18 protein-coding genes are annotated in these 20,638 nt (G+C 62.6%); 17 read left to right on the forward strand and 1 reads right to left on the reverse strand.

Going from position 1 to position 20,638, the window contains the following annotated elements; all coding sequences use genetic code 11:
* Window positions 1-74: 74 nt before the first annotated feature.
* The 11 genes from phnC (at window position 75) to DMP06_RS04455 (ending at window position 10,245) form a co-directional block, all read left to right on the forward strand.
* Window positions 75-926 (forward strand): phosphonate ABC transporter ATP-binding protein, encoded by an 852-nt coding sequence (phnC, locus tag DMP06_RS04405; protein ID WP_123208541.1) that lies wholly within the window; start codon window positions 75-77, stop codon window positions 924-926.
* Window positions 926-1,771 (forward strand): PhnE/PtxC family ABC transporter permease, encoded by an 846-nt coding sequence (locus DMP06_RS04410; protein WP_123208542.1) that lies wholly within the window; start codon window positions 926-928, stop codon window positions 1,769-1,771. The genes phnC and DMP06_RS04410 overlap by 1 nt, the downstream gene beginning before the upstream one ends.
* A complete protein-coding gene (locus tag DMP06_RS04415) occupies window positions 1,771-2,619 on the forward strand; it encodes a PhnE/PtxC family ABC transporter permease (protein WP_181443019.1) in 849 nt (282 codons plus the stop codon). Before DMP06_RS04410 ends, DMP06_RS04415 begins: the two co-directional genes overlap by 1 nt.
* Window positions 2,620-2,894: 275 nt before the next feature.
* Window positions 2,895-3,329: a phosphonate C-P lyase system protein PhnG gene (phnG, locus tag DMP06_RS04420; protein WP_123208544.1), complete on the forward strand. Its 435-nt coding sequence runs from the start codon at window positions 2,895-2,897 to the stop codon at window positions 3,327-3,329.
* Entirely contained in the window at window positions 3,326-3,952 is a 627-nt protein-coding gene (gene phnH, locus DMP06_RS04425; protein ID WP_123208545.1) for a phosphonate C-P lyase system protein PhnH, read from the forward strand. The genes phnG and phnH overlap by 4 nt, the downstream gene beginning before the upstream one ends.
* Window positions 3,952-5,235: a carbon-phosphorus lyase complex subunit PhnI gene (locus DMP06_RS04430; RefSeq protein WP_123208546.1), complete on the forward strand. Its 1,284-nt coding sequence runs from the start codon at window positions 3,952-3,954 to the stop codon at window positions 5,233-5,235. Before phnH ends, DMP06_RS04430 begins: the two co-directional genes overlap by 1 nt.
* 6 nt (window positions 5,236-5,241) lie before the next feature.
* Window positions 5,242-6,087 (forward strand): alpha-D-ribose 1-methylphosphonate 5-phosphate C-P-lyase PhnJ, encoded by an 846-nt coding sequence (locus DMP06_RS04435; protein WP_123208547.1) that lies wholly within the window; start codon window positions 5,242-5,244, stop codon window positions 6,085-6,087.
* Window positions 6,088-6,969, forward strand: coding sequence for an ATP-binding cassette domain-containing protein (locus DMP06_RS04440; protein WP_245962375.1), 882 nt, complete (start codon window positions 6,088-6,090; stop codon window positions 6,967-6,969).
* 164 nt (window positions 6,970-7,133) lie between these two features.
* A complete protein-coding gene (locus DMP06_RS04445; protein WP_123208548.1) occupies window positions 7,134-8,480 on the forward strand; it encodes an alpha-D-ribose 1-methylphosphonate 5-triphosphate diphosphatase in 1,347 nt (448 codons plus the stop codon).
* A gap of 1 nt (window position 8,481) precedes the next feature.
* On the forward strand, window positions 8,482-9,186 hold the full coding sequence (locus DMP06_RS04450; RefSeq protein ID WP_123208549.1) for a phosphonate C-P lyase system protein PhnL: 705 nt from the start codon (window positions 8,482-8,484) through the stop codon (window positions 9,184-9,186).
* A 204-nt stretch (window positions 9,187-9,390) separates the two neighbouring features.
* Entirely contained in the window at window positions 9,391-10,245 is an 855-nt protein-coding gene (locus tag DMP06_RS04455; protein ID WP_123208550.1) for a PHP domain-containing protein, read from the forward strand.
* Window positions 10,246-10,322: 77 nt separating this feature from the next.
* On the opposite strand, the gene DMP06_RS04460 is transcribed toward DMP06_RS04455, so the two are convergent.
* The gene (locus DMP06_RS04460; protein WP_123208551.1) at window positions 10,323-11,084 is read right to left on the reverse strand and encodes an AIM24 family protein; all 762 of its coding nucleotides are present in this window, start codon (window positions 11,082-11,084) and stop codon (window positions 10,323-10,325) included.
* 895 nt (window positions 11,085-11,979) lie between these two features.
* Here DMP06_RS04460 and DMP06_RS04465 point away from each other — a divergent pair.
* The 6 genes from DMP06_RS04465 (at window position 11,980) to DMP06_RS04490 (ending at window position 20,524) form a co-directional block, all read left to right on the forward strand.
* Entirely contained in the window at window positions 11,980-12,666 is a 687-nt protein-coding gene (locus DMP06_RS04465; protein ID WP_123208552.1) for a hypothetical protein, read from the forward strand.
* Between the two features lie 69 nt (window positions 12,667-12,735).
* The gene (locus DMP06_RS04470; protein ID WP_123208553.1) at window positions 12,736-13,308 is read left to right on the forward strand and encodes a zinc ribbon domain-containing protein; all 573 of its coding nucleotides are present in this window, start codon (window positions 12,736-12,738) and stop codon (window positions 13,306-13,308) included.
* Window positions 13,309-13,415: 107 nt separating this feature from the next.
* Window positions 13,416-15,341, forward strand: coding sequence for a hypothetical protein (locus tag DMP06_RS04475; protein ID WP_148042491.1), 1,926 nt, complete (start codon window positions 13,416-13,418; stop codon window positions 15,339-15,341).
* A gap of 137 nt (window positions 15,342-15,478) precedes the next feature.
* On the forward strand, window positions 15,479-17,476 hold the full coding sequence (locus DMP06_RS04480) for a protein kinase domain-containing protein (protein ID WP_123208555.1): 1,998 nt from the start codon (window positions 15,479-15,481) through the stop codon (window positions 17,474-17,476).
* 6 nt (window positions 17,477-17,482) lie between these two features.
* Complete coding sequence (locus DMP06_RS04485; protein ID WP_123208556.1) at window positions 17,483-19,132, forward strand: Sel1-like repeat-containing protein kinase family protein; 1,650 nt, start codon at window positions 17,483-17,485, stop codon at window positions 19,130-19,132.
* A gap of 165 nt (window positions 19,133-19,297) precedes the next feature.
* Complete coding sequence (locus tag DMP06_RS04490) at window positions 19,298-20,524, forward strand: OmpA family protein (protein ID WP_161957816.1); 1,227 nt, start codon at window positions 19,298-19,300, stop codon at window positions 20,522-20,524.
* The last annotated feature ends 114 nt before the right edge of the window (window positions 20,525-20,638 follow it).

The following is a 20,638-nucleotide window of genomic DNA, read 5'->3' on the forward strand; positions in this document are numbered from 1 at the left end:
GCAGGGCCGGGCGTATCGGCGTTCGAAGATGCGGGCACATGCATATTTCATTACGAGAAAGGCGAGGCATCCATATGACCGACAAGGGCAACCTTTTGGAGGTTCGCGGACTTACCAAATGTTACAAGGGCGACGTCAAGGCACTTGATAACGTGTCGATCGACGTTCGACGCGGCGAGTTCGTGACCATCATCGGCGCGTCGGGCGCGGGCAAATCCACGCTTCTGCGCTGCATCAACCGCCTGATTGAGCCCACGACGGGCACGGTGGCATTCGACGGGCGCGAAATGACCACGCTGGGCAAGCATGATCTGCGCCTGGCGCGTCAGCGCATCTCGATGATCTTCCAGCACTATAACCTGGTGTATCGCATGACGGCCATCGAAAACGTGCTGCATGGCCGCCTTGGCTACAAGTCCACGCTGGCTGGCGCGCTCGGCCTGTACTCCGAGGACGAGAAGGCGCTTGCGTTCAAGGTGCTCGACCAGGTGGGCCTGTCGGATTTCGCCTACACGCGCACCGATCAGCTTTCGGGCGGTCAGAAGCAGCGTGTGGGCATCGCGCGCGCTCTTGTGCAGGAGCCCCTGCTCATGCTGTGCGACGAGCCCATCGCAAGCCTCGACCCCAAGTCTTCCCGCACGGTGATGGAGCGTTTGCGCTGGGTGGCCGACGAGCTGAATATCGCATGCTTGGTGAACCTGCACCAGGTTGATTTCGCGCTTGAGTTCTCCGATCGCATTATCGGTCTCGCAAAGGGCAAGAAGGTGTTCGAAGGCACGCCCGACGAAGTGAACGAAGAGGTCGTGCACGAGGTGTACGGTGACATCGATATCGAGGGTCTGCCGGGCGATCGCATGGTGCCCACCATCGTTCAGGCCGACGTGGCGGGCGGCACGGCGGGCGCTTCGAGCACCGGGGTGGCGTGATGGCCGCCCGCAAGCTTGCGCCCTTGGGCCCTAACGGGGGCGCAGAGGACAGCCTGGCCAAGACGAACGCGTTCTTCCGAAAAAAGACGCTGGTGCTTTTTGCCATGGTGGTGGCGTTTTTCGTAATCAACGGCGTGTCGGGGGCCTTCGTCGAGTTCGACTTCGTTTCGGCTGCGGTGGATGTGCCCGCCGGCATCGTGTGGATGCTCTCGGAATTCGCGCCTTCCGCCTCCTCGCTCGAGTACCTCGATTCCATCATGCCGGCGCTCGGATCCACCATTCTGGCGTCGGTGGCGTCGAGCTGCATCGCCGCGGTGTTCTCGTTCATCCTGGCGGTTCTCGGCAGCCGCAGCGTGGGAATCGGCGGCCCCATGGCGCTCATCGTGCGTGCCATAGCCTCCATCTTCCGCAACATCCCCGTAGTGGCTTGGGCGCTCGTCTTGCTGTTCTCGTTCAAGCAAAGCGAGTTCACCGGCTTCTTGGCGCTGTTCCTCACGTCGTTCGGCTACCTCACCCGATGCTTCCTCGAGACCATCGACGAAATGAGCACCGGCCCCATCGAGGCGCTGCGTGCAACCGGCGCCACGTATTTCCAGATCGTTGTGCAGGCGGTTATTCCCATGAGCGTGACCTCGGTCATCAGCTGGGTGCTGTACATGATCGAAACCAACATTCGCGACGCTACGCTGGTGGGCATCCTTACCGGCACGGGAATCGGATTCGTGTTCGATGTGTACTACAAGAGCTTCCGCTATGACGTGGCCGGGCTCACCCTGGTGACGATCGTCATCGTGGTGATCGCATGCGAGACGCTTTCCAACTACATTCGAAGGAGGATCATGTAATGAGCGAGGCAGGAAACTCCCCGGCGCGTCGTACGCGTTCGGGCAAGCTCCGCGTCCATGTGATGCACAAGGCCGATGCCGCGCTGTGGGTTGTGGTTGGGGCGCTGGTGGCGGTGACCGTGTTCGCCATGGTCATCATGGACTACGGAAAAGTGAACTTTTTTGATGCGTGCGTGGCCGCGTTGGGCGACTTCTGGGAGATGATGTCCACGCCCGGCCTGGCGGGCCACTTCACCGCCGAAGACGTGATCGTGGGCCTGTTCGAGTCGCTTGCGCTGGCGGCTCTCACAACGTTCATCGGCGCCGTCATCGCGTTCGTGTTCGGCCTGTTCGCGGCCGTCAATCTTTCCAATAAGGCCGCCAGCAACGTCATCAAGATCCTGATGAGCATCTTCCGCGCGGTGCCTACGATTCTGTGGGTGCTTGTGTTCTCGGTCGCCATCGGGCTGGGGCCTGAGGCGGCGGTGGCGGGCCTTCTGTTCCACAGCATCGCCTATCTGGTCAAGGCGTATTCGGAGGCATTCGAAGAGATCGACCCCGGTACGCTCGAGGCTTTGCGCGCTTCGGGCGCCCGCTGGTGGCAGATCGTGTTCCAGGCGGTCATTCCCGCCAAGACCAACGAGCTGCTTTCCTGGACGTTCATCCGTTTCGAGATCAACTTCGTCAACGCCGTGGCCGTGGGCGCCGTGGCGGGCGCGGGCGGCATCGGCTACCAGCTGTTCCTGGCCGGCAGCTTCTATCTGAACCTGCACGAGGTGGGACTCATCGTGTATCTGTGCCTTGCCGTCGCCGTGGTGCTGGAGATCATCGCCACCCAGCTGCGCAAGCGCTTCATCGTTCAGCAGTAACCCCGGATTCCGATTGCGTGCAGGCTTCTTTCGGGCCTTGATGCTCGAGGAGGTTTGCCGCAGGGCGGATGGGCGGAGGGAGGGGTTCACGCGCAGTTCCGCACGGTAAACAGGCCAGTGGCCTGTTTAGTCCCTCCCTTCTGCGCCCGAGAGGGCGCCGGGCATGTTCGCGCGAGCAGGACTGTTTGAGCATGAATCCCTCCCTCCGCCCATCCGGAGGAAGCCGATTGATTTCATAGGGCTTTTGCAAGACGTAAAGAAAGGAACCAAGTGACATGAGAAGACGCGAAAGAACGCGCATCCTCGTGGACGGCGACCGGTCGCTTGCGCGCAGCATGGCGGCAGAGGTCGAACGCGCGTTTCCCGTCGAGGTGCTCGACGACCCGCGCGAGGGGCTGGTGATGGTCAAGGTGCGCGAATCCGCCAAGCGCCAGACGTTCTATCTGGGCGAGGCGCTGATGACGTCGTGCCGCGTGAAGGCGGGCGACGCTCAGGGTTTGGGAATCGTCATGGGCGACGATCGGGAGCTCGCCTTCGACCTGGCTCTGATAGATGCGGCTTTTGCGCGGGATGGCGGGCCCATCGATACGACGCGGTGGGAGGAGCGCCTGCGCGCCGAGCGTGCGCGCATCGATGCCGAGCGCGCGCTTGAGCAGGCCGTCACCGGCAATACGCGCGTGGACTTCTCGACGATGGAGGTGGAGCTGTGATCTCTCAGAATTCCGAAATCCATCGCATTCAGCATGCGTTCCGCACGACGATGGATGCGCTTGCGCATCCCGGGCGCGTCAACGTGCTCCCTCTTGCGGGCGGCGATTCCACGCCTACCGGGCTGGATGGCGCGTTGGACACGCTCGTGCGCATGTTCGTCGACCAGGCCGTGACCTTCGCCTATTTGGGCGATGCGGTGCGTGAGCGAGCGATCGCCTCCGAAACACGTTCGCGTGCCGCAGGCGCCGCCCAGGCGGCGTTCGTGGTGGTTCCCTGCGGGTCCACCGATCCGACCGTAGCCTATGCGGTGGAAAAGGCGACGCCGGGCACGCTCATCTCGCCCGACAGGGGGGCCACCGTGTTCATCGGGTGCGACGGGCTTTCGTCCGACCCATGCGACGGCATGTTCGGGTTCGCGGTGAGCGGCCCCGGCGTTGCGGGCGAGGCATGCTTCTACGCGTCGACCGACGTATGGCAGCGCGTTCGCGAAACCCGCGGTGATGAGTATCCGTGCGGCATCGAAATCATGCTTGTGGATGGGGCGGGGCGCATCGTGGCCATCCCCCGATCGTCTCAGGTTATTGCACTCGGCGCCTGCGTAAACGACGAGGAGGTGCGCTAATGGGCTACGTTGCCGTGCGAGGCGGAGGCCTCGCCATCGAGGAAAGCTTGAAGCTTCTCGAATACCAGCGCGCGCACAGCGGCGTCACCCTCGAGCCTGACGCGATTCGCCGCGCGTTTCCCGATGCGATAGACCAGGTGATGGGGGAGAGCTCGCTTTATGCGCCCGACCTGGCGGCGCTTGCGCTCAAGCAGGCCCGCGGTTCTATAGAGGAGGCCGTGTTCTTGCTGCGCGCGTTTCGCTCCACGCTCGAGCGCCCGTATGTATCACGTGCGGTCGATACCTCCGAGATGAGGGTTGACCGCCGCATTTCCGCTGCGTTCAAGGACATTCCCGGCGGCCAGGTGCTAGGTGCCACGCGCGACTACAGCCATCGCCTTATCGACTTCGACCTTGCCCATGAGACGCCCGAGGATCAGCGTGAGTGTGCGGCGGAGTTGGAGCGTCATTTCGGAATCGAAGAAGGCGCGCTTGATGAGGCGTTGCTTGCGGCCGATACGCCGACCGAAGGCTCTGCATCCGAGGGACGTTATCCCAAGGTGCTCGATTATCTGCGCTCAGAGGGGATTCTTCCCATCTGCGACAACGATGACGCGGAGCCCGTGGATGTGACCATGGGCGCTCTCGAGTTCCCCTGCGCGCGTTCCGCCCGCCTGCAAACGCTCTCCCGCGGCATGACTCAGGCGGTCGAGGCGTTTGGCTACGCGGCCATCCGCGGATACGGGCCGTCGCATCCTACGGTTGGCGAGCTTCGGCATGGCATGGCCGAGGTTTGCGTGGATGTGCCGGGCGAAGAGAGGTGCGATGCCGAGGACGCCTACTACCTCGGCAGCATCCCCCTCACCGAGGTCGAAAGCGTCTTCGAGGTCGAAACCGAGGAGGCCGGCGTCACCACACTCTCATTCGAAATCGGGTATGGCCTGGTGATGGGCGGCGCTGAGACCAAAGCCATCGCCATGAGCGTGCTCGACCACTGCCTTGATCTGGGAGATGCGCGCTATCCCACGCAGGACGAGGAGTTCGTGCTGTACCACGTGGACGGCGTGGAGGCGCAGGGATTCATCTCGCACCTCAAGCTTCCGCACTATGTGACATTCCAGTCCAAGCTGGACACCGTGCGCACCGCACGTTCGCACGAGAGCGATGCGGAAGGGTCCGGGGCTGCGCCTTCCGATGCCGAAGCCGCGGATGTCGAGGCGCATGCCGCTGAATCCGATGGCGGGGCTTCACCGGACGAAGCGAGCGCTGCGGTTGATGCGACCGTCGATGAGAAGGAGCGATAGGGACCGATGGAACAGATGTACAACTTCGCGTTTTTCGACGAAGCCTCCAAGCGTGAGATTCGTCGCGCGATTATCAAGGGCATAGCCATTCCCGGCTATCAGGTGCCCTTCGCAAGCCGCGAGATGCCTATTGGACGCGGGTGGGGCACGGGCGGCCTGCAGGTGACGCTCGCCATCATCGGCGCCGACGATGTGCTCAAGGTTATCGACCAGGGCTGCGACGAGAGCGTGAACGCCGTGAACATCAAAAAGCTCGTGGCTGCTACCACCGACGTGGAAGTGACCGAGGAAACGGGCGAGGCCACCATTATCCAGTCGCGTCACCGCATCCCCGAGCAGCCGCTTACCGAGGACCAGATTCTGGTGCTCCAGGTTCCCACACCCGAGCCGTTGCGCGATTTCGAACCGAGCGAGGCCAAGACGCGCGTGCTTCACGCCGAGGCGGATTACACCGGAGCATGGCTGGGGCTGTTCGACCAGATTGTGAAGTTTGGAGCAACCACCACGGGCGCCGACCATCCGTGTCTGGTGAACGAGCGCTACGTGATGGCGCCGAGCCCCATTCCGCGCTTCGACACGCTCAAGCTCAACGACGCCGACAACCTGACCATCTTGGGCGCCGGCCGTGAGAAGAAAATATACGCCGTTCCGCCCCATACCCATGTGGAACCGCTGGATTTCGAGGACTATCCGTTCCGCGTCGAGTCATTCGAAGGGCGCGCATGCCGTTTGTGCGGGGCGACCGATGTGTATCTGGACGAGTTCGTGGACGAGGTCACCGGTTCCACCGTATACCAGTGCAACGATACGGCCTGGTGCGCCAAGCGCCGCGCCGAGAAAGGCGGTGAATAGATGAGCGCTATGACGGTTGCTGCGGGCGGCTTCGCGAACGCGCAGGCGGCCGAGGCGCCCTGCCTTTCGGTTTCGCATCTGTCGCTCAAGTTCGGCAAAGGCTGCCCCGCATGCGAAGGGGAGCACGCCAAGCTCGAACGAAACGTGTGCCCCGTGTGCGGTACCGTGCACGCCGTGCGCGACGTGAGCCTGGAGGTGTATCCGGGAGAGATCATCGGCATCGTGGGCGAATCGGGTTCGGGTAAAAGTTCGCTCATGAAGTGCATCTACTTCGATCAGCAGGCCACGTCGGGCGACGTGCGGGCGCTACCCTACGACGGCGGCGCGGAGAACATCCTCACGTGCTCGCCTCAGCAGAAGCGCTTTATTCGCAATTCCGTGTTCGGCATGGTGTATCAGAACCCGTATCTGGGCCTTCGCATGGATTTCTCCTCGTTGTCCAACATCGCGGAGCAGATGATCGCGGCGGGCGACCGCAACGTGGGGCACATGTGCGAACGCGGCTATTACCTGCTCGACAAGGTGAACATTCCTGCCAGGCGCGCGAAGGACGCCCCGGCGTTGTTCTCCGGCGGCATGCAGCAGCGCGTGCAGATCGCCAAGGCGCTCTCCAACAACCCGCCGATTCTGCTGCTTGACGAGGTGACCACCGGTCTCGACCTGTCGGTTCAGGCAAGCGTGCTCGATCTGATCCTGCGCATCAGGCGCGACTTCAACGTGAGCATGCTGGTGGTGAGCCACGACCTGGGAGTCATTCGCATGCTGGCCGACCGCACCTTCGTGATGCTCGATGGCCAGGTGATCGAGCACGGTCTGACCGATCAGATCCTGGAGGACCCGCAGCACGCCTATACCCAACAGCTGGTTTACTCCTTGCTGTAGCGGCTCGCCTGGGGTGGCACGCCCTCCCGGGCGCGGAAGCCCGGGACTAAACAGGCCACTGGTCTGTTTACCGTGCGGAACTGCGCGTGGCGCACCCTCCCCCCGCGCCCCTCTCTCTAAGATCGCGCGAAAACGGCAAGACATCTTTCGAAAGGACCTTCTCCATGCCTTCACCCGATATCAATTCAATGATCATACGCGGCGGCAACGTGGTGTGCGCCGACCGCATCCTCGAAAACCATGACGTGATAGTGCGCAACGGCGTGATTGAGGCGATCGCGCCCGCATCCGATTCGGCCTCCACCGTGCGACCGCTGTACTTCGCCGGCGCCGACGACACGGGCACGCCCGGCTTCGACATCGACGTGGCAACCGGTCTGCCCGTGGTGGACGCGCGCGGTGCTTATGTGACGCCCGGCATGGTGGACATTCATTCCGACTACATCGAAAACATCGCGAGCCCGCGACCCAGCGTGGTGATGGATCTTCCCACCTCGCTGTACAAATGCGACCGGGAGCTGGTGGGGCACGGTATCACCACCATCTACCACTCGCTTTCGGTCATGGGGCACGATGAGTTCAAACCTAAGCCTATCAGGCATTTCGAAAACGTGAGCAAGCTGCTCGACACCATTGGTGCCATGAAGGCGGGCGAGGAGCGCGACCATCTGATTCGCCACCGCATGCACCTTCGCGTGGAGCTCGATGCGGTCGATCGCTATGAAGAGATCAAGGGCTACCTCGAGCAGGGGCGGCTCGACCTGGTTTCGTTCATGGACCACACGCCCGGCCAGGGGCAGTACAGCGACATGCTGGTGTACCGCGAGACGGTGAACGGCTATCACGACGGCAAGCTTTCCCAGCAGGAACTCGACCGCATTGTTGCGGGGCGTCTGAACTGCGAGAAGATGTCTTACGACCAGCTGGCCGAGCTTGCCGACATCGCGCGAGAGCAGGGCATTTCCATCGCCAGCCACGATGACGACTCCCGCGAGAAAGTGGATGTGATGCGCGGGCTGGGCGCGGCGATCAGCGAGTTCCCCATCAATGAGGAAACCGCTCGCTATGCGCTTGAAAGCGGTATGCACGCCATCGCGGGTGCGCCCAATGCCGTGATGGGTCACAGCCATTCCGGCAACCTTTCGGCACGCGAGGCGGTTGTTGCGGGCGTTGTCGACATCCTGTGCTCTGACTACTATCCTGCCGCGCTTCTCGATGCGGTGTTCATCCTGAACAAGACCTGCGGCATCGATCTCGCCCGAGCCTTCGCCCTGGTGACCGTCAACCCGGCGCGCGCGGTCGGCATCGACGACGAGGTTGGAGAGGTGGCGCCGGGCAAGCGGGCCGACCTGCTGGTGGTGCGCGAGATCGGCACCGGCAACAACGGCGATACCATGCCCGTGATAACCCGTGCGTTCGTGGGCGGACATTCGGTGTACCGCACGCATTATCCCAGCCAGCCGTTTGGCTATGGTCGTCCCGCCGCCGATGCAGAAGGGATTGGTGCCTAAGATGTCCACGCCGCTGCTTTCTATCAAAGACCTATCCAAGTCGTTCGTGATGCACAACGTGAACCGCCGCGTGATGGGCTGCCAGCACATCAGTTTCGACGTGATGCCGGGAGAGTTCGTGGGCATCACCGGGCGTTCCGGATCGGGAAAATCCACCATTCTGCGTTGCATCTGGCGCACTAATCTGCCTGAATCGGGATCGATCCTCTACGATTCTGCCGCGTTCGGCGTGGTGGACCTGTGCACTGCGCCCGAGCGGCAGATGCTGTACCTTCGCGCCAACGAGATGGGATACGTGTCGCAGTTCTTGAATGTCCTGCCGCGCCAGACCGCCTACGACATCGTGCTCAAGAGCGCGCTTGAGACGTATGGGGTGGAGCGCATGGAGGAGGCGCGCGAACATACCGAGCGCATGCTGCGTCATTTCGACATCGCCGAGAACCTATGGGAGCTGTTTCCGCGTACGTTCTCCGGCGGCGAAAAGCTGCGCCTGAACATCGCCGCCGCCATGATCAAGCGTCCGAGGTTCTTGCTGCTTGACGAGCCCACCGCGTCGCTGGACAATGCGTCCAAGGTGAAGGTGCGCGAGCTCATCGAACAGCTGAAGGGCGAGGGCACCACCATGCTGGGCATCTTCCATGACCTCGAGTTCATGGAGGGGCTTTGCGACCGCGAGTTCAATATGCAGAGTGGGGTCATAGTGTAGGAAGAACTGCCGGGCATGGGTGCCGGGGATAGGCCCCATGCTCAAACAGTCCTGGCTCGCACAATCGCCCCACTGGGGCGATTGGCTCGTGCGGAACTGCGCGTGGGACCTATCCCCGGCACCCATGCGCAGGGGCGAAACCTTCTTAATGAGGGAAAGCGCCTTAGTCTTCTCGAGGGTTCTGTTGGTTGAGGGGATATTAGTATGGCTAGTTATTCTTTGCGGGATGTGCTTGAAGGCTTGGGCGTGCTTTCCTCTGATGAGACGTTCAAGGCCGATCTCCATGTTCATTCGACTGTTTCTGACGGGTCGTGTACGTTTGCGGAGTTGCTTGACCAGGCGAAGGAACAGGGGCTTTCGCATATTGCGTTCACCAATCACGATACGACGCATGGCTTGGCCGAAGCGGCTCGCTTGGCAGAAGAATCCGGCGTGCGCGTGATTGGCGGCATCGAGATAAGCGCGTACGACTTCGAACGCGGCCGCAAGGTGCATGTGCTGGGTCTGGGGCTTTCCGAGGATGCTCCCGCGATTGCGGCGCTGTGCACGCCAACGCTTGAAAAGCGTGATGCGAATACGCGGTGGCAGCTGGAGCAGATTATTCGTGCCGGATACGACGTGGATATGGAGGCCTTCGAACGCCTGTCCAGCGCCTCCACGTGCGCCTACAAACAGCACATCATGGCTGCGCTTATCGACGAGCCTTATGGCACGCCGGCCTATAAGGCGCTCTACAATGCGCTCTTCAAGGGCGGCGGCATCGCTGATCGAGATATCGAGTACGTAGATGCGCGCGATGCGGTGCGCGCCATCGTGGCGGATGGCGGGCTGCCGGTGCTCGCGCATCCCGGTCAGATGGATAGCTGGGATTTTGTGCCCGAGCTTGTGTCGTGCGGCCTGTCGGGTATCGAGAAGTACCACCACGACCACGATGCAGCCGACGAGGAGCATGCGCAGAATCTCGCCAATCATTTCGGCCTGTTCGTGACCGGCGGTTCGGACTATCACGGCGTCTTCGGCAAGCCCGCTCACCTCGGAGAGCGCTGGATCGAAGGGTAAAACCTGCGATGTGGGCGCAGAAAGAAGGGGCGATATCGTATCGCCCCTTCGTATTTTTGCCTGATGTGGCGGATTGTTTAGAACGCAGTGGGCGCCATGAGGACTTTTCCGGTGCCGCGGTATACGTTCACAAGGCCTTCGCCCGAGGCGGCCGAGCCGATGAGCGATTTGCCGGAACGCTCAACCGTGAACTCGAGCGAGCCGCTCCAAGCGAGCGCCATGTTGCCGTCCACCTTCAGCACGTCATTGTCGAGCGTGATTTCAATGAGCTCTTCCTTGGGGCAGGGCGATTCGATGGCGAGCGCGCCGTAACCCTGAAGTCCCAGGTTGAACAGGCCTTCGCCGCCGGCCACGGCAGAGGAGATGTTGGAGCGCATGATGGTCTGGTGCTGCAGGCTGGAATAGCAGGCCAGGAAGATGCCGTCATCGAGCACGATGGAGTTGCCCCAGTTGGCAACATCGATCAGGATGATATAGCGGTACGTAGGCTCGAGCACCATGATGCCGGTGCCCTCGTATTCGGGTTTGATGGCGCTTTCCTTGGTCACCGCGCCGCGCAGCGCCTTGGTGAACAGGTCGCCCGCGCCCTTGACGCCGGACGACAGACGCACGTCGCCCGCCATCCACTGCATGGCGCCCGCCTGCACGGTGATGGGCGCCTGGCGCAGGTCGCACACCACCTGGCGGCGACGCACGTTCATCTCGCTGGCGAAATACGCGGTGATGGCCGTCTCGGCGTTCACGCTCAAGTCGCGCTTCCATTCGATGACCTTGAAGGTTCCCAGCTCGTCAACGACGGTGACGTCATCGTTCTCGAGGAAATTGCTGATGGTGAACATGCCTGCTCGCTTTCTCTTCGCCCTGCGGTTTGGGTGCTTTCAGCTGCTGGGGGTGCGCTTTTGGCGGGGCGGTTTGCAATGCCCCTGGTTGGTGCGCTACCGCGCCCTCAGACGGTGAAAGCAATATGTGGCATCGGCTGGTGCGGCCTGCGCTTGTCGCTTCCAGCGTGTCCACATCATAGTGCAGTCGTGCGCCTCATTTCGGTCAGGAATGGGAATTATTTCGCGTCGAGGCCGGGTCCTATGCAAAATTCGCGTAAACGGGACGTGCGGGGAGCGAACACGAGGGCGGGCGTCTTCCGGTCCGGGCGCTGCCGGCTGCGGTTAAGTCGCAATGGCAAATTCGCGTTCGCTATGGCGGACTCGTGCAAACGAGGAGAAAACGGGTTCGGCAGGCTGTGAACATGTCGCCATTGCGCAATCCGCGTCTGCTATGGCAGGTTCATGTAAACGAGGCAAAAACGGTCGGGGTCTCATTTTTTGGACAAATTTTCAATCTAGCCGGGGGCGCTGGGGCGTTTTGAGCTGGATATGCGCGCAATTCGAGCCGCGCAGAGCAACCGGGTTCGCACCTTTTTTCTTACCATGGCGTATTCCCAGGAAAAACCCATGGGTAACTTTCCGGGAGGAGCTCCGTTTTCCGGCTAACCTGAAAATTTGTCCAAAAAATGGGCCGTGGTTCGTAATCCGACTTATTTCGGAGCTTTGCAGTGAGCAAGGCTGCTATCTGCACGGCATGGCGTTTGCGCCGCAGTCGAACATGTGCCCTGCGTGGTGCGGCGGTTTCGATTTCGTAACGAAGCTTGCCACGCGGCGATTGCGGAAACGGGCGGCACCGCGGCTCTGGTAAGATTGGCGTGCCGACGCGTTCGAGATTCGAAAGGGAGTGGGGCGCATGGGCATTCTGATAGCCGTGGTGATTGTCGCGGGCGTGCTCGGGTGGGTCATCGTGAAAAACGACGAGCTCTCGGGCCTTGGCCGCACCGTGCGTTCGGGTTCGTTCCGCTCGCCCCATGGCAAGCTCGTGCACGTGAAGGCGCTCGGCGAGCTGCCTGCCGAAGAGCCCTGGCCGCAGCGGTTCAAGCGGTGCTTCCCGCTTGTGTCCTGCGTGGCCTTCGTTGTCGTGCTCATCGTGCAGTTCGCATTCATTCAAGCCGGAGCGACGTCCGATTGGATGGACATCCTTGGCAGAGTGCTGAATTCGCCCTTGCCTGCGGCGGTGATTGCCGGCGAGGCGCTGATTCGCCTCCATGATGGGCTGCGCCTGCTTCCCACCTATATCATTGCGCTTCTGGGCGCGCTCGTGATGCAGGCCGTGCTTATTGCGGTGTTCTCGATGGTGGCATGGCTCATCTCGCTTGCGAGCTTGGCGGGCGCTGCGGTGGCTTTGATGTGGACGGTCGTGATGTTCGCCTCGCCGTTCGCGTTCGCGCTGGGTGCGGCGCTCGCGGTGGCGCGCACGGGGCGTATGGTTAAGTTCCGCCGCCGATTTGCCGATGGATCGGAAAACGATATCGAGGTGTCTACCAACAGTGTTGCTTACGGCGCGTATCGCGAGATGATGGATGCGAAAGCGGCCTAAGAAAGAAAAGAGGCCGAAAGGCCTGTCGATAGACGGTGCGGTGCGAATGCCCGCGGTAAGGAGAACATCATGGGAATTCTTGACGATTTGAGCAGCGCGTTCAGCAAGGCGCAGGCAGGCGCGACCCGTTTCGCCGACTCGGCGAGCCTGAAGTTCAAGCTGGGGGAGGCCGACCGTAAGCGTCGCGATTACATGGCGCAACTGGGCGAAAGCCTATATGGCATGGTATGCGCCGACCCTGCTTTGAGGACGGGCCGCGAGGAAATTCTTGCGGGCATCGCGCAGTGCGAGGCAGATAAGGCTCAGGCGCAGGCCGAGCTCGATCGCATCGCAAAGGAGGCCGCCGAGGCCAAGGTCACCACGCTCGTGTGCCCCAACTGCGGCGGCACGCTCGTGCAGGGGGCTTCATTCTGTCCGGTTTGCGGGTCCCAGGTGGCGGCGGGTCAGCCGGCGCAGCCCCAGGCCGCACCTGCTGCCCAGCAGCCCGCGTACACGCAGGCGCAGCCCCAGGCAGCGCAGGCGCCGCAACAGCCCGCGCAGCCCGCTGCCCCTCAGCAGCCAGCGCAGCAGCCTGGCGCGGCGCCTCAGCCCGCTCAGGCGGCATCTGCGCAGGAGCAGTCTTACGAGGTGCCTGAGAAGTAGGACTGCACCTCGGTGGCTCCATGCACTGAAGGCCGCTCTCGTTGTTCATGCTCACGAGGGCGGCCATTTCTGCGTTTTGGCTTGATTCCTGTGCGAAAATAAAGAGCATGAAGTATTCCGATGTGCTGGGAGGCACGCCGTGCCGTCGGCTGCGTGCGTCGTCGGTTGCCGTGGTCGCGCTGTCCGCCCCTGCGCCGTTGGCTGCAGCCGCGCTTGCCAGCATGTCGTTACAGGCGGTTCGCGAGAGAAGGATGCGCATGAAAACTCCGCTGCATACGCTTAAATCGGAGCTCGGTTCCAAATCAAGGAACAAAGACGGGTTCAATTTTGGCATGGCGCTGTGGAGCGCGCACGCCGAGCGCTGGTGGAATGATTATCTCGAGCAACTGGGTTCGGTGAATCCCCGCAATCGCACGCGGGCGGAAGACGCGGCGAGCAAGAGCGCGGCCGAAAAGCTCTCGCGCGACGAATGGGTATACCTGCTCTTGGTGGATGGGTTTTTCGAAAAAGAAGATCTCGACGCCGATGTCGTAACGCGCGCCGCCGTGCTCAACATGCGCATGGACAAGCCCATGTATCGCACCCATGAGCACGACCTGTTCGAAACGCGCCAGTTCGGCGCCTCGTTCAACGACCTGCCCAATCCCCGGCTCGTGCGCGTGTCCGATATTCCCTACAAGCTGGGCGCGGTAGATTGCTGGAACAGCGCCGCGCCCGGGCGTTTTCGTCCGCTGCGTACCGCCGATGCGAGGCTGCATCCCGGCTGGGCAGTTGCGGGGCGCCACGCGGCGCGTATCCTGTTTGAGCCCCGAGCGGCGGAAGGCCCCGAGGGCGCGCGCCGCGCATACGACGCGCTGCGGTCGTTCTGCAGCATCATGATCGACTCCATCGCCGAATCCCAGTGGCGGATCGAGGGTGGCAGCGGCGTGATGTCGGGCGCAGCGCCGCTTCTGCGCCTTCTCAACCAGGAGCTTTCCATCTCGCCCAACGTGAGCGACGCATACGTGCCGCGCTTCTACGCGAATGTGATGACGGGGTTCCTTCTGGCGGCCGTCTACGGCGTCGAGGCGGTATACGACTATGGTCTGATCGAGCGGCATCGCAGCGTGACCACGGTGGATGACGCCGAAACCCTCATGTACGATGCGTCGTTCCAGCTGAACTACGTCAAGTCATCCGGGTATACGGCCACGGTCTTTCTGGCCGACTCCGATACGCTCGCTCCCATCTCCATGGTGCGTACGGTCGAGCTGGATTCCTCTGCCAAATACGCCGCGGGGCGTGCGCCCTCCATCCCCGAAGGCGGCGAATCCCATGCATGGCACTTGCTCTTCCTGCCGGGCGACGAGTCCGTAAGCCGGCATATGTTCTCGCTCGAGTACGATTCCGGCAAAGGCGCCTGGGTGGCCACACGCCCGCCGCGGGCGTCGAGGGGCTGGTATTTCTGCGGCCCCTCCACGCTGTCGCGCGCTCAGATGGTCGAATGCCGCAAGGGCGAATCGTTCGTTCTCAAGCCCGGATCGCGCATCATCGTGCCGTGCGTCTCCGGCATGGCCGACGCCATCGTTTTGCCAAGCATCGTCGTGGTGTTCTCATACCGCTTCGATCTGCTTGACGGCGGCAAGTGGAGCAGGGATGTGCATGCTCGCGAGTTCTTGAGCGTGGGCGCACGCGATATCTGGATTGACGCCTTTGGCGGCGAGCCGCGTCCTTTATATGTGCCCACGAATGCAACGCTTCTTTCCGAGCAGTGGAAGGATTTTCAGGGCAGCCAGGTGATCGTGCAGCGCTGGACCGGTTATTTCGATGCGGCGCGCACGTTTCTTGCCGAGGCTGCCGAGCTTGAGCCCGACGATCGCGCGCGGGTCCAAGACGAGCTTGCCGAAGGCTGCGGCCTCATTCTCAAGATGGCGAAGAAGGCGGCGAGTATTCTGAACAAGGATTCCATTCTTGCCCATGACGATTTCGCGCGTCTCCACGACTACTCCTGCAGGTTGCAGAAGTGGGCGAGCGACGCCCGGAAACGCGGCTAGCGCACAGAGCGGCGCGCGCGTGTGGCAAGCGACGTGGGAGCGCCCGCGCGGCAGCGGGCGAGTACGGGGCGTGAGAACGCGATTGATGGACGTCGTGTAAGGCGGACGAAGACGGCAACAGGTAAGGCGGGTGCGACATGGTGGACGATTGCGGCGGCGCGCGGCCGACATTGTTGTGGCCGACAGGGGATAAGACCGCCCCTTTCGGCCCGCCCGCTACGGCGGCGGAATCCGATGCTGCGGGTGAGTCGTGTGCGCCTTCTGCGAGCCGCACAGCCGAAGCGAGCCAAGGCGAGCGCCTCTGCTTTGCGGTGGAGGATTGCGCATCGTCCGAGTTCGGGGGTATGTCGGCCTTGTCGTTCGACGTCATGGGCTGCGGCGGGCAGGGCGGCATGTCGGGCACCTATACCGCCGTGCTTCACACGGCCGGTGGCGCAACGCCGGGATCCAGCTTGGGGCGGCTTGAGGGCGGCACGGTCCTTCTCAAAATAGCCTCTTCTGAACGCGCGGCGCGAAACGAGTGGTGCCACCTTAAGGAATTCCGCTCGCTCTCGGCGCTGCCCGAGCCGTATTTCCTGGTTAAAGAGGAGAATGGCAGCGGAGCCGAGCGCTATGCCATTGCGATGGAACTGCTCCAGGGCGAAACGCTTGCCTCCTGGACACAGGACTGGATCGATCAATGCGGTTGCCCGCCTCCGTTTGAGTACATGATCGATGCGCTGAATCCGGTGTTCGACTTCATCAAGGTGGCCTCTACGGCACGGCCGCCGCTCGTACACCGCGACATCAAGCCGTCGAATATCATCGTGCAGGTTCTGTCCGGGAAAGGTCTCACGTGTCGCCTCATCGACCTGGGAATCTCGTATCGAGCCGACGCATCGGACGATGGCACGCTGCCGGAAGCCCTCTCTTCGTCGGGCACGTGGGGCTTCGCTCCTCCCGAGGTTATGGCGTATCGCACGCCGGGCGCAAAAGATGCGGCCGGCGTGTTCGACGACCCGCGCGTCGACACCTTCGGGCTTGCGGCGATGCTGTTCGGCGTGCTTTCGGGCAAGTCGTACGCATACCACTGGGACGGCGGCTTCGCGCTGACCCATTGGTGGGATCGGGAGCATCGCTCGTACCCCTATTCCCTTCTGCGCGACTATCTGCGCAAGCACGAGGCCATCATTCCCGATATCCGGGTGGCTACCGATGCCATCCAAGCCGTTGTGGATTCGATGGACGAGCGCATCATGAACGCCTTCGCTGCGGGGCTTTCCGATAACGCTTCGGAGCGCCCCCTTCCGGGCGATTTCATCGAAACGCTCAAACGCTGCTGCGTCCGGGGCGAGGTGGAGGAGCGCCTTTCCGCTGCGTATCAGCAGGCGCTTGAGAATCATCTGGCCAAGGATAAGGCGGCTCTTCCTGACTATATCAAGCCGTTTCCCGATTTCGACGAGGTCATGGAACTCGACGAGGAATGCACCGCCCCTGCTCGGGGCTTTAAAAAGCATTGGATGGGGCGCGCCGTGAACTTCTGGTGCGAGGCGGGCAAGGCGGAGTTCGAACTCGAGCGGCTTTCGCACGACTTCGTGCGCGCAGGCGTATTCTCGGATGAACCGGATGCCACGCGCGTTCATATCGATAAGGAGCGGCGCAAACTCGAGGCGGATCAGCGCAACCTGAGGAGCCTTGCGACTGACACGCTGAAGAATCTCGCCGTATTCCAGCATCCGCCGCAGTACCCGCTTTGCCATTTCCTCTACGGCTGCTGCCTGAAAGATTGGGACACGGCGACGACCATGGAGGAGGTCTGCTCCCACTGGCGTGCCGCGGCTGACGGCGGCCTGGCGATTGCCATGTTCGATGTGGGCGTATACTACGAACGGTGCCGCTATGGCGTGAGCGTCCACGATTACGAGTTCTATGTGGCCGATGCGAAGTATCGGTACGGTCAAGCGCTCGCGTGCGGGTTCGAGGAGGCTCGGTCATGCTACGAACGGATATGCGCCGAGGAAGAAGCCCAGCGGTTGACGAAGATGTGGCTTCAGGGCTCTCGCGAGCAGCGGGTCGCCGCACAGCGAGAGGCGCTCGAATGGAAGCGCAGCGGCGTAAGGGGAAAGTTCGTTTTTTGGGACGAGCGGGACGGATAGGGATTCATGAGCGTAGCACCGCGGCCGACGGTCGACATATCGTGGGAGCATCCCTCGTGCCAGCCCGCCACCACGTTGCCGGCGGGCGGGCCGCCGCATGCCGCCTACGAGGCGGGGGAGGATGTGCTGATGCGCGTGCGCGATGCCGCTTCGCCCGAGCTTCTGCTCGTAGACGAGGTGGTCATCCACGTCGTGCGTCGCATCACGCGCGGCGGCATGTCGGGTACCTATGAGGCGCGCATCGACGCCGCAAAGGGCGAGGTGCCTCCGAAGCTCATCGGCATGCGCGTGGTGCTCAAGGTGGCCGATTCTGACGAATTCGCAGTCAACGAGTGGGGGCATCTGCGCGAATTCCGCCACATGTCGGTGCTGCCCGAGCCGTACCTCTTCGGCACCGCGAGCGTGTTGCGCGCGGAGGGGGCCGAGGTTGGTCTGGACCGGCGCGCTATCGTGATGGAATTCATCGAAGGCGCCGACATGGCGGCGTGGGCGCACGATTGGCAGCGCGAGATGGGCACGCCTCCTCCCCTGGAATCGGTTCTCGATGCCATGAACCCCGTGTTCGATTTCATCAAGATAGCTTCCACTGCGCGTCCGCCGCTTGTGCATCGCGATATCAAACCTGAGAACCTTATCGTGCAAAAGACTCCCGAGGGAGTCAGGTGCCGCCTCATCGACCTGGGTATTTCGGGCCGGACGGCAGGACTTGCCGCGGAGCGTCGAACCGTGGGCACGCAGGGGTTTGCGCCGCCGGAGGTTCTTGATCCCGTGGGGCGCTATCCGGTGAACGACCCTCGCGTCGACACGTTCGGGCTGGCTGCAACGCTGTTTAGCGTGCTCTCGGGCTCTGTGTACGACTACGCATGGCGAGGCGGTTTTCCCATTGCGCATGACGATGGGCTGCGCAGCAGGCTCCGATTGCGTTTGCAGGCATCGCTGACCGAGACGTTCGGCGTGCCCGCCGATGCTCATGCGGTTGATGCCGCCGTGCAATCGGCGTTCGATGCGATCGACGCCGAGGTGCTCGAAACCATCCGCAGAGGGCTGGATTCCTGTCAGGAGGAACGCGTGAGCCCGAGCGATTTCGTGGACGACCTGCCGCGTTTGCGTTTACGCTCGTTGCTTGAGCTGCATGCGGCCTCGGTGTATCCGGCGCTCGTGGCGGGAGGGCGTGCGGGTGTTCGCATGGGCGACTCTTCGCGCGCTGACCGGTTCGTGGATACGGGGCTCGATATTCAGAACTCCACGCTCTCCGACGCGGTGCGCTACGACGGATTCGAGGACGATTTCGTCGTGTGCATGGACGCCTGGAATCGCGGGCGCTATGACGAGGCGGTGCCGCTCTTGCGCAAGCTGGCCGACGCGGGCGATGTGACCAGCCAATACAACCTCGGAATCTGCATACGCGATGGTCTGGGCGGTGCACAGGGCACGCCAGCCGAGGTGTTCTGGCGATGGAGCAAGGCCGCCGAAGAAGGGCATATCGTGGCCATGTACAACGTCGGCCTGTGCCTTGAAAGTGGCTACGGCGTGCCTGCGGGCGGCGGCGGTACCGATGTGGCGTTCAAGTGGTATAGGCGGGCAGCCGAAGAGGGCTTTCCGCTTGCGCAGGAGCGTCTGCGTCAGATCGAGGCGGCCCAGGAGAGCGGGCGCTGAACCGCGCAGGGCGCATCCTCGCGAATCCCGTCGAGCGCTTCGACGCGTGACTGTCTACGTGTCGATGGTCTGTTTTGCGCAAAACCTTTAAGAATATGAAACCCGTGGGCGCATATGGGACTCTTATCACGTCGAAATGCAGCGGCGAGAGATAAGGAGCCCACGATGAAGAAGGTACGGGAACGGTTGTCGAATCTGGCGAATAGGGCGCTGATCGTTGCGGCGCTTGCGCTGGTGGCCTGGGGCGCGATCACCGCGCTTGCAGGCTGCTCCGCCGAGGAGGCAAGCGGCGCCACCCAGCCCGAATCCACCGCATTCGTGGTGGGGGCGCATGCGAACGCGCCGCTGCCCAAGACCGACTGCGCGACCGACTACCTGTCGCAGGCGGTGGATACCAACGGCTACATCGAGGTGATTTCTGCCGAAGGCGAGCCGCGGAGTGCTGTGGCGGGCGCCATTGTGGGCTCGACCGCCAGCACCGAATCCAAGCGCGCCCAGGAGAACGACCAGTGGAAGGCGGCATTGCCCGGCTACCTGTCTGAGGTGCGCGCGCAGACGTCCGAGGTGGATACGCTCGCATCTATCGATCTGGCAGCCCGTGCTCTGTCCGAAGCCCCTGGCGCGCATCGCATCGTTGTGATGGACAGCGGCCTGCAAACCACGGGTGCTCTTGACTTCACGCAGGGGGCGTTGATCAGCGCCGATGCGAGCGAGGTTGCCGCATGGCTGTCCGACCAGAACGAACTGCCCAATTTAGACGGCATTCAGGTTGAGTGGTACTACCTGGGCGATGTCGCCGCGCCGCAAGCCGACCTCACGCCCGCGCAGCGCGACAACTTGCGTGCCATATGGCAGGCGATCCTCGAAGCCTCGGGCGCTGACGTCACCTTCCATGACACCACGCCAGGCTCCGAGGTAGCCGAGGGGCTGCCCGAGGTGAGCGTGGTCGATTTGCCCGAGCGTGCTTCCATGCCCGATTCGCTCACCGCTGGCGAAACCGTTCAGGTCGAGCTCACCGAATCCGATGTGAAGTTCCGGGGCGATTCGGCGGAATTTGTGGATGCGAGCCAGGCGCGTGAGGCCGTAGCCGATTGCGCCAAGCTCATGGCGGGCACTCCTGATGCGGTTTGCCTGGTGGAAGGCGCCACCGCCTCGGCGGATCCTTCCCAGGGCGATGAGGGAGAGCGCTTTATCCAGGAGCTTTCCCAGGCTCGCGCCGATGCCGTTGCATCCCTTCTCGTTGAGGCGGGCTCCAGGCCCGATGCCATCGAGGCGCGTGGGTGCGGCGACGACCACCCCTCTCATGTATCCGACCGCGACGATGCGGGTAACCTCGTTCCTTCGCTGGCCGCCCAAAATCGCAAGGTCATCATCACCATCTCCGCTGCATAGCACGGTACGAAGGGCGCTCACGTACGGCGGCGCTGAGCCCTGGCTGCAAGACGGGTGCGCCGCCGCGAAAGCGACCGATTCGTTTTCGCGTGTTCCTGGCCGACCAGAATCGAA

This window comes from Slackia equolifaciens, from assembly GCF_003725995.1.
GTDB classification, from domain to species: Bacteria; Actinomycetota; Coriobacteriia; order Coriobacteriales; family Eggerthellaceae; genus Slackia; species Slackia equolifaciens.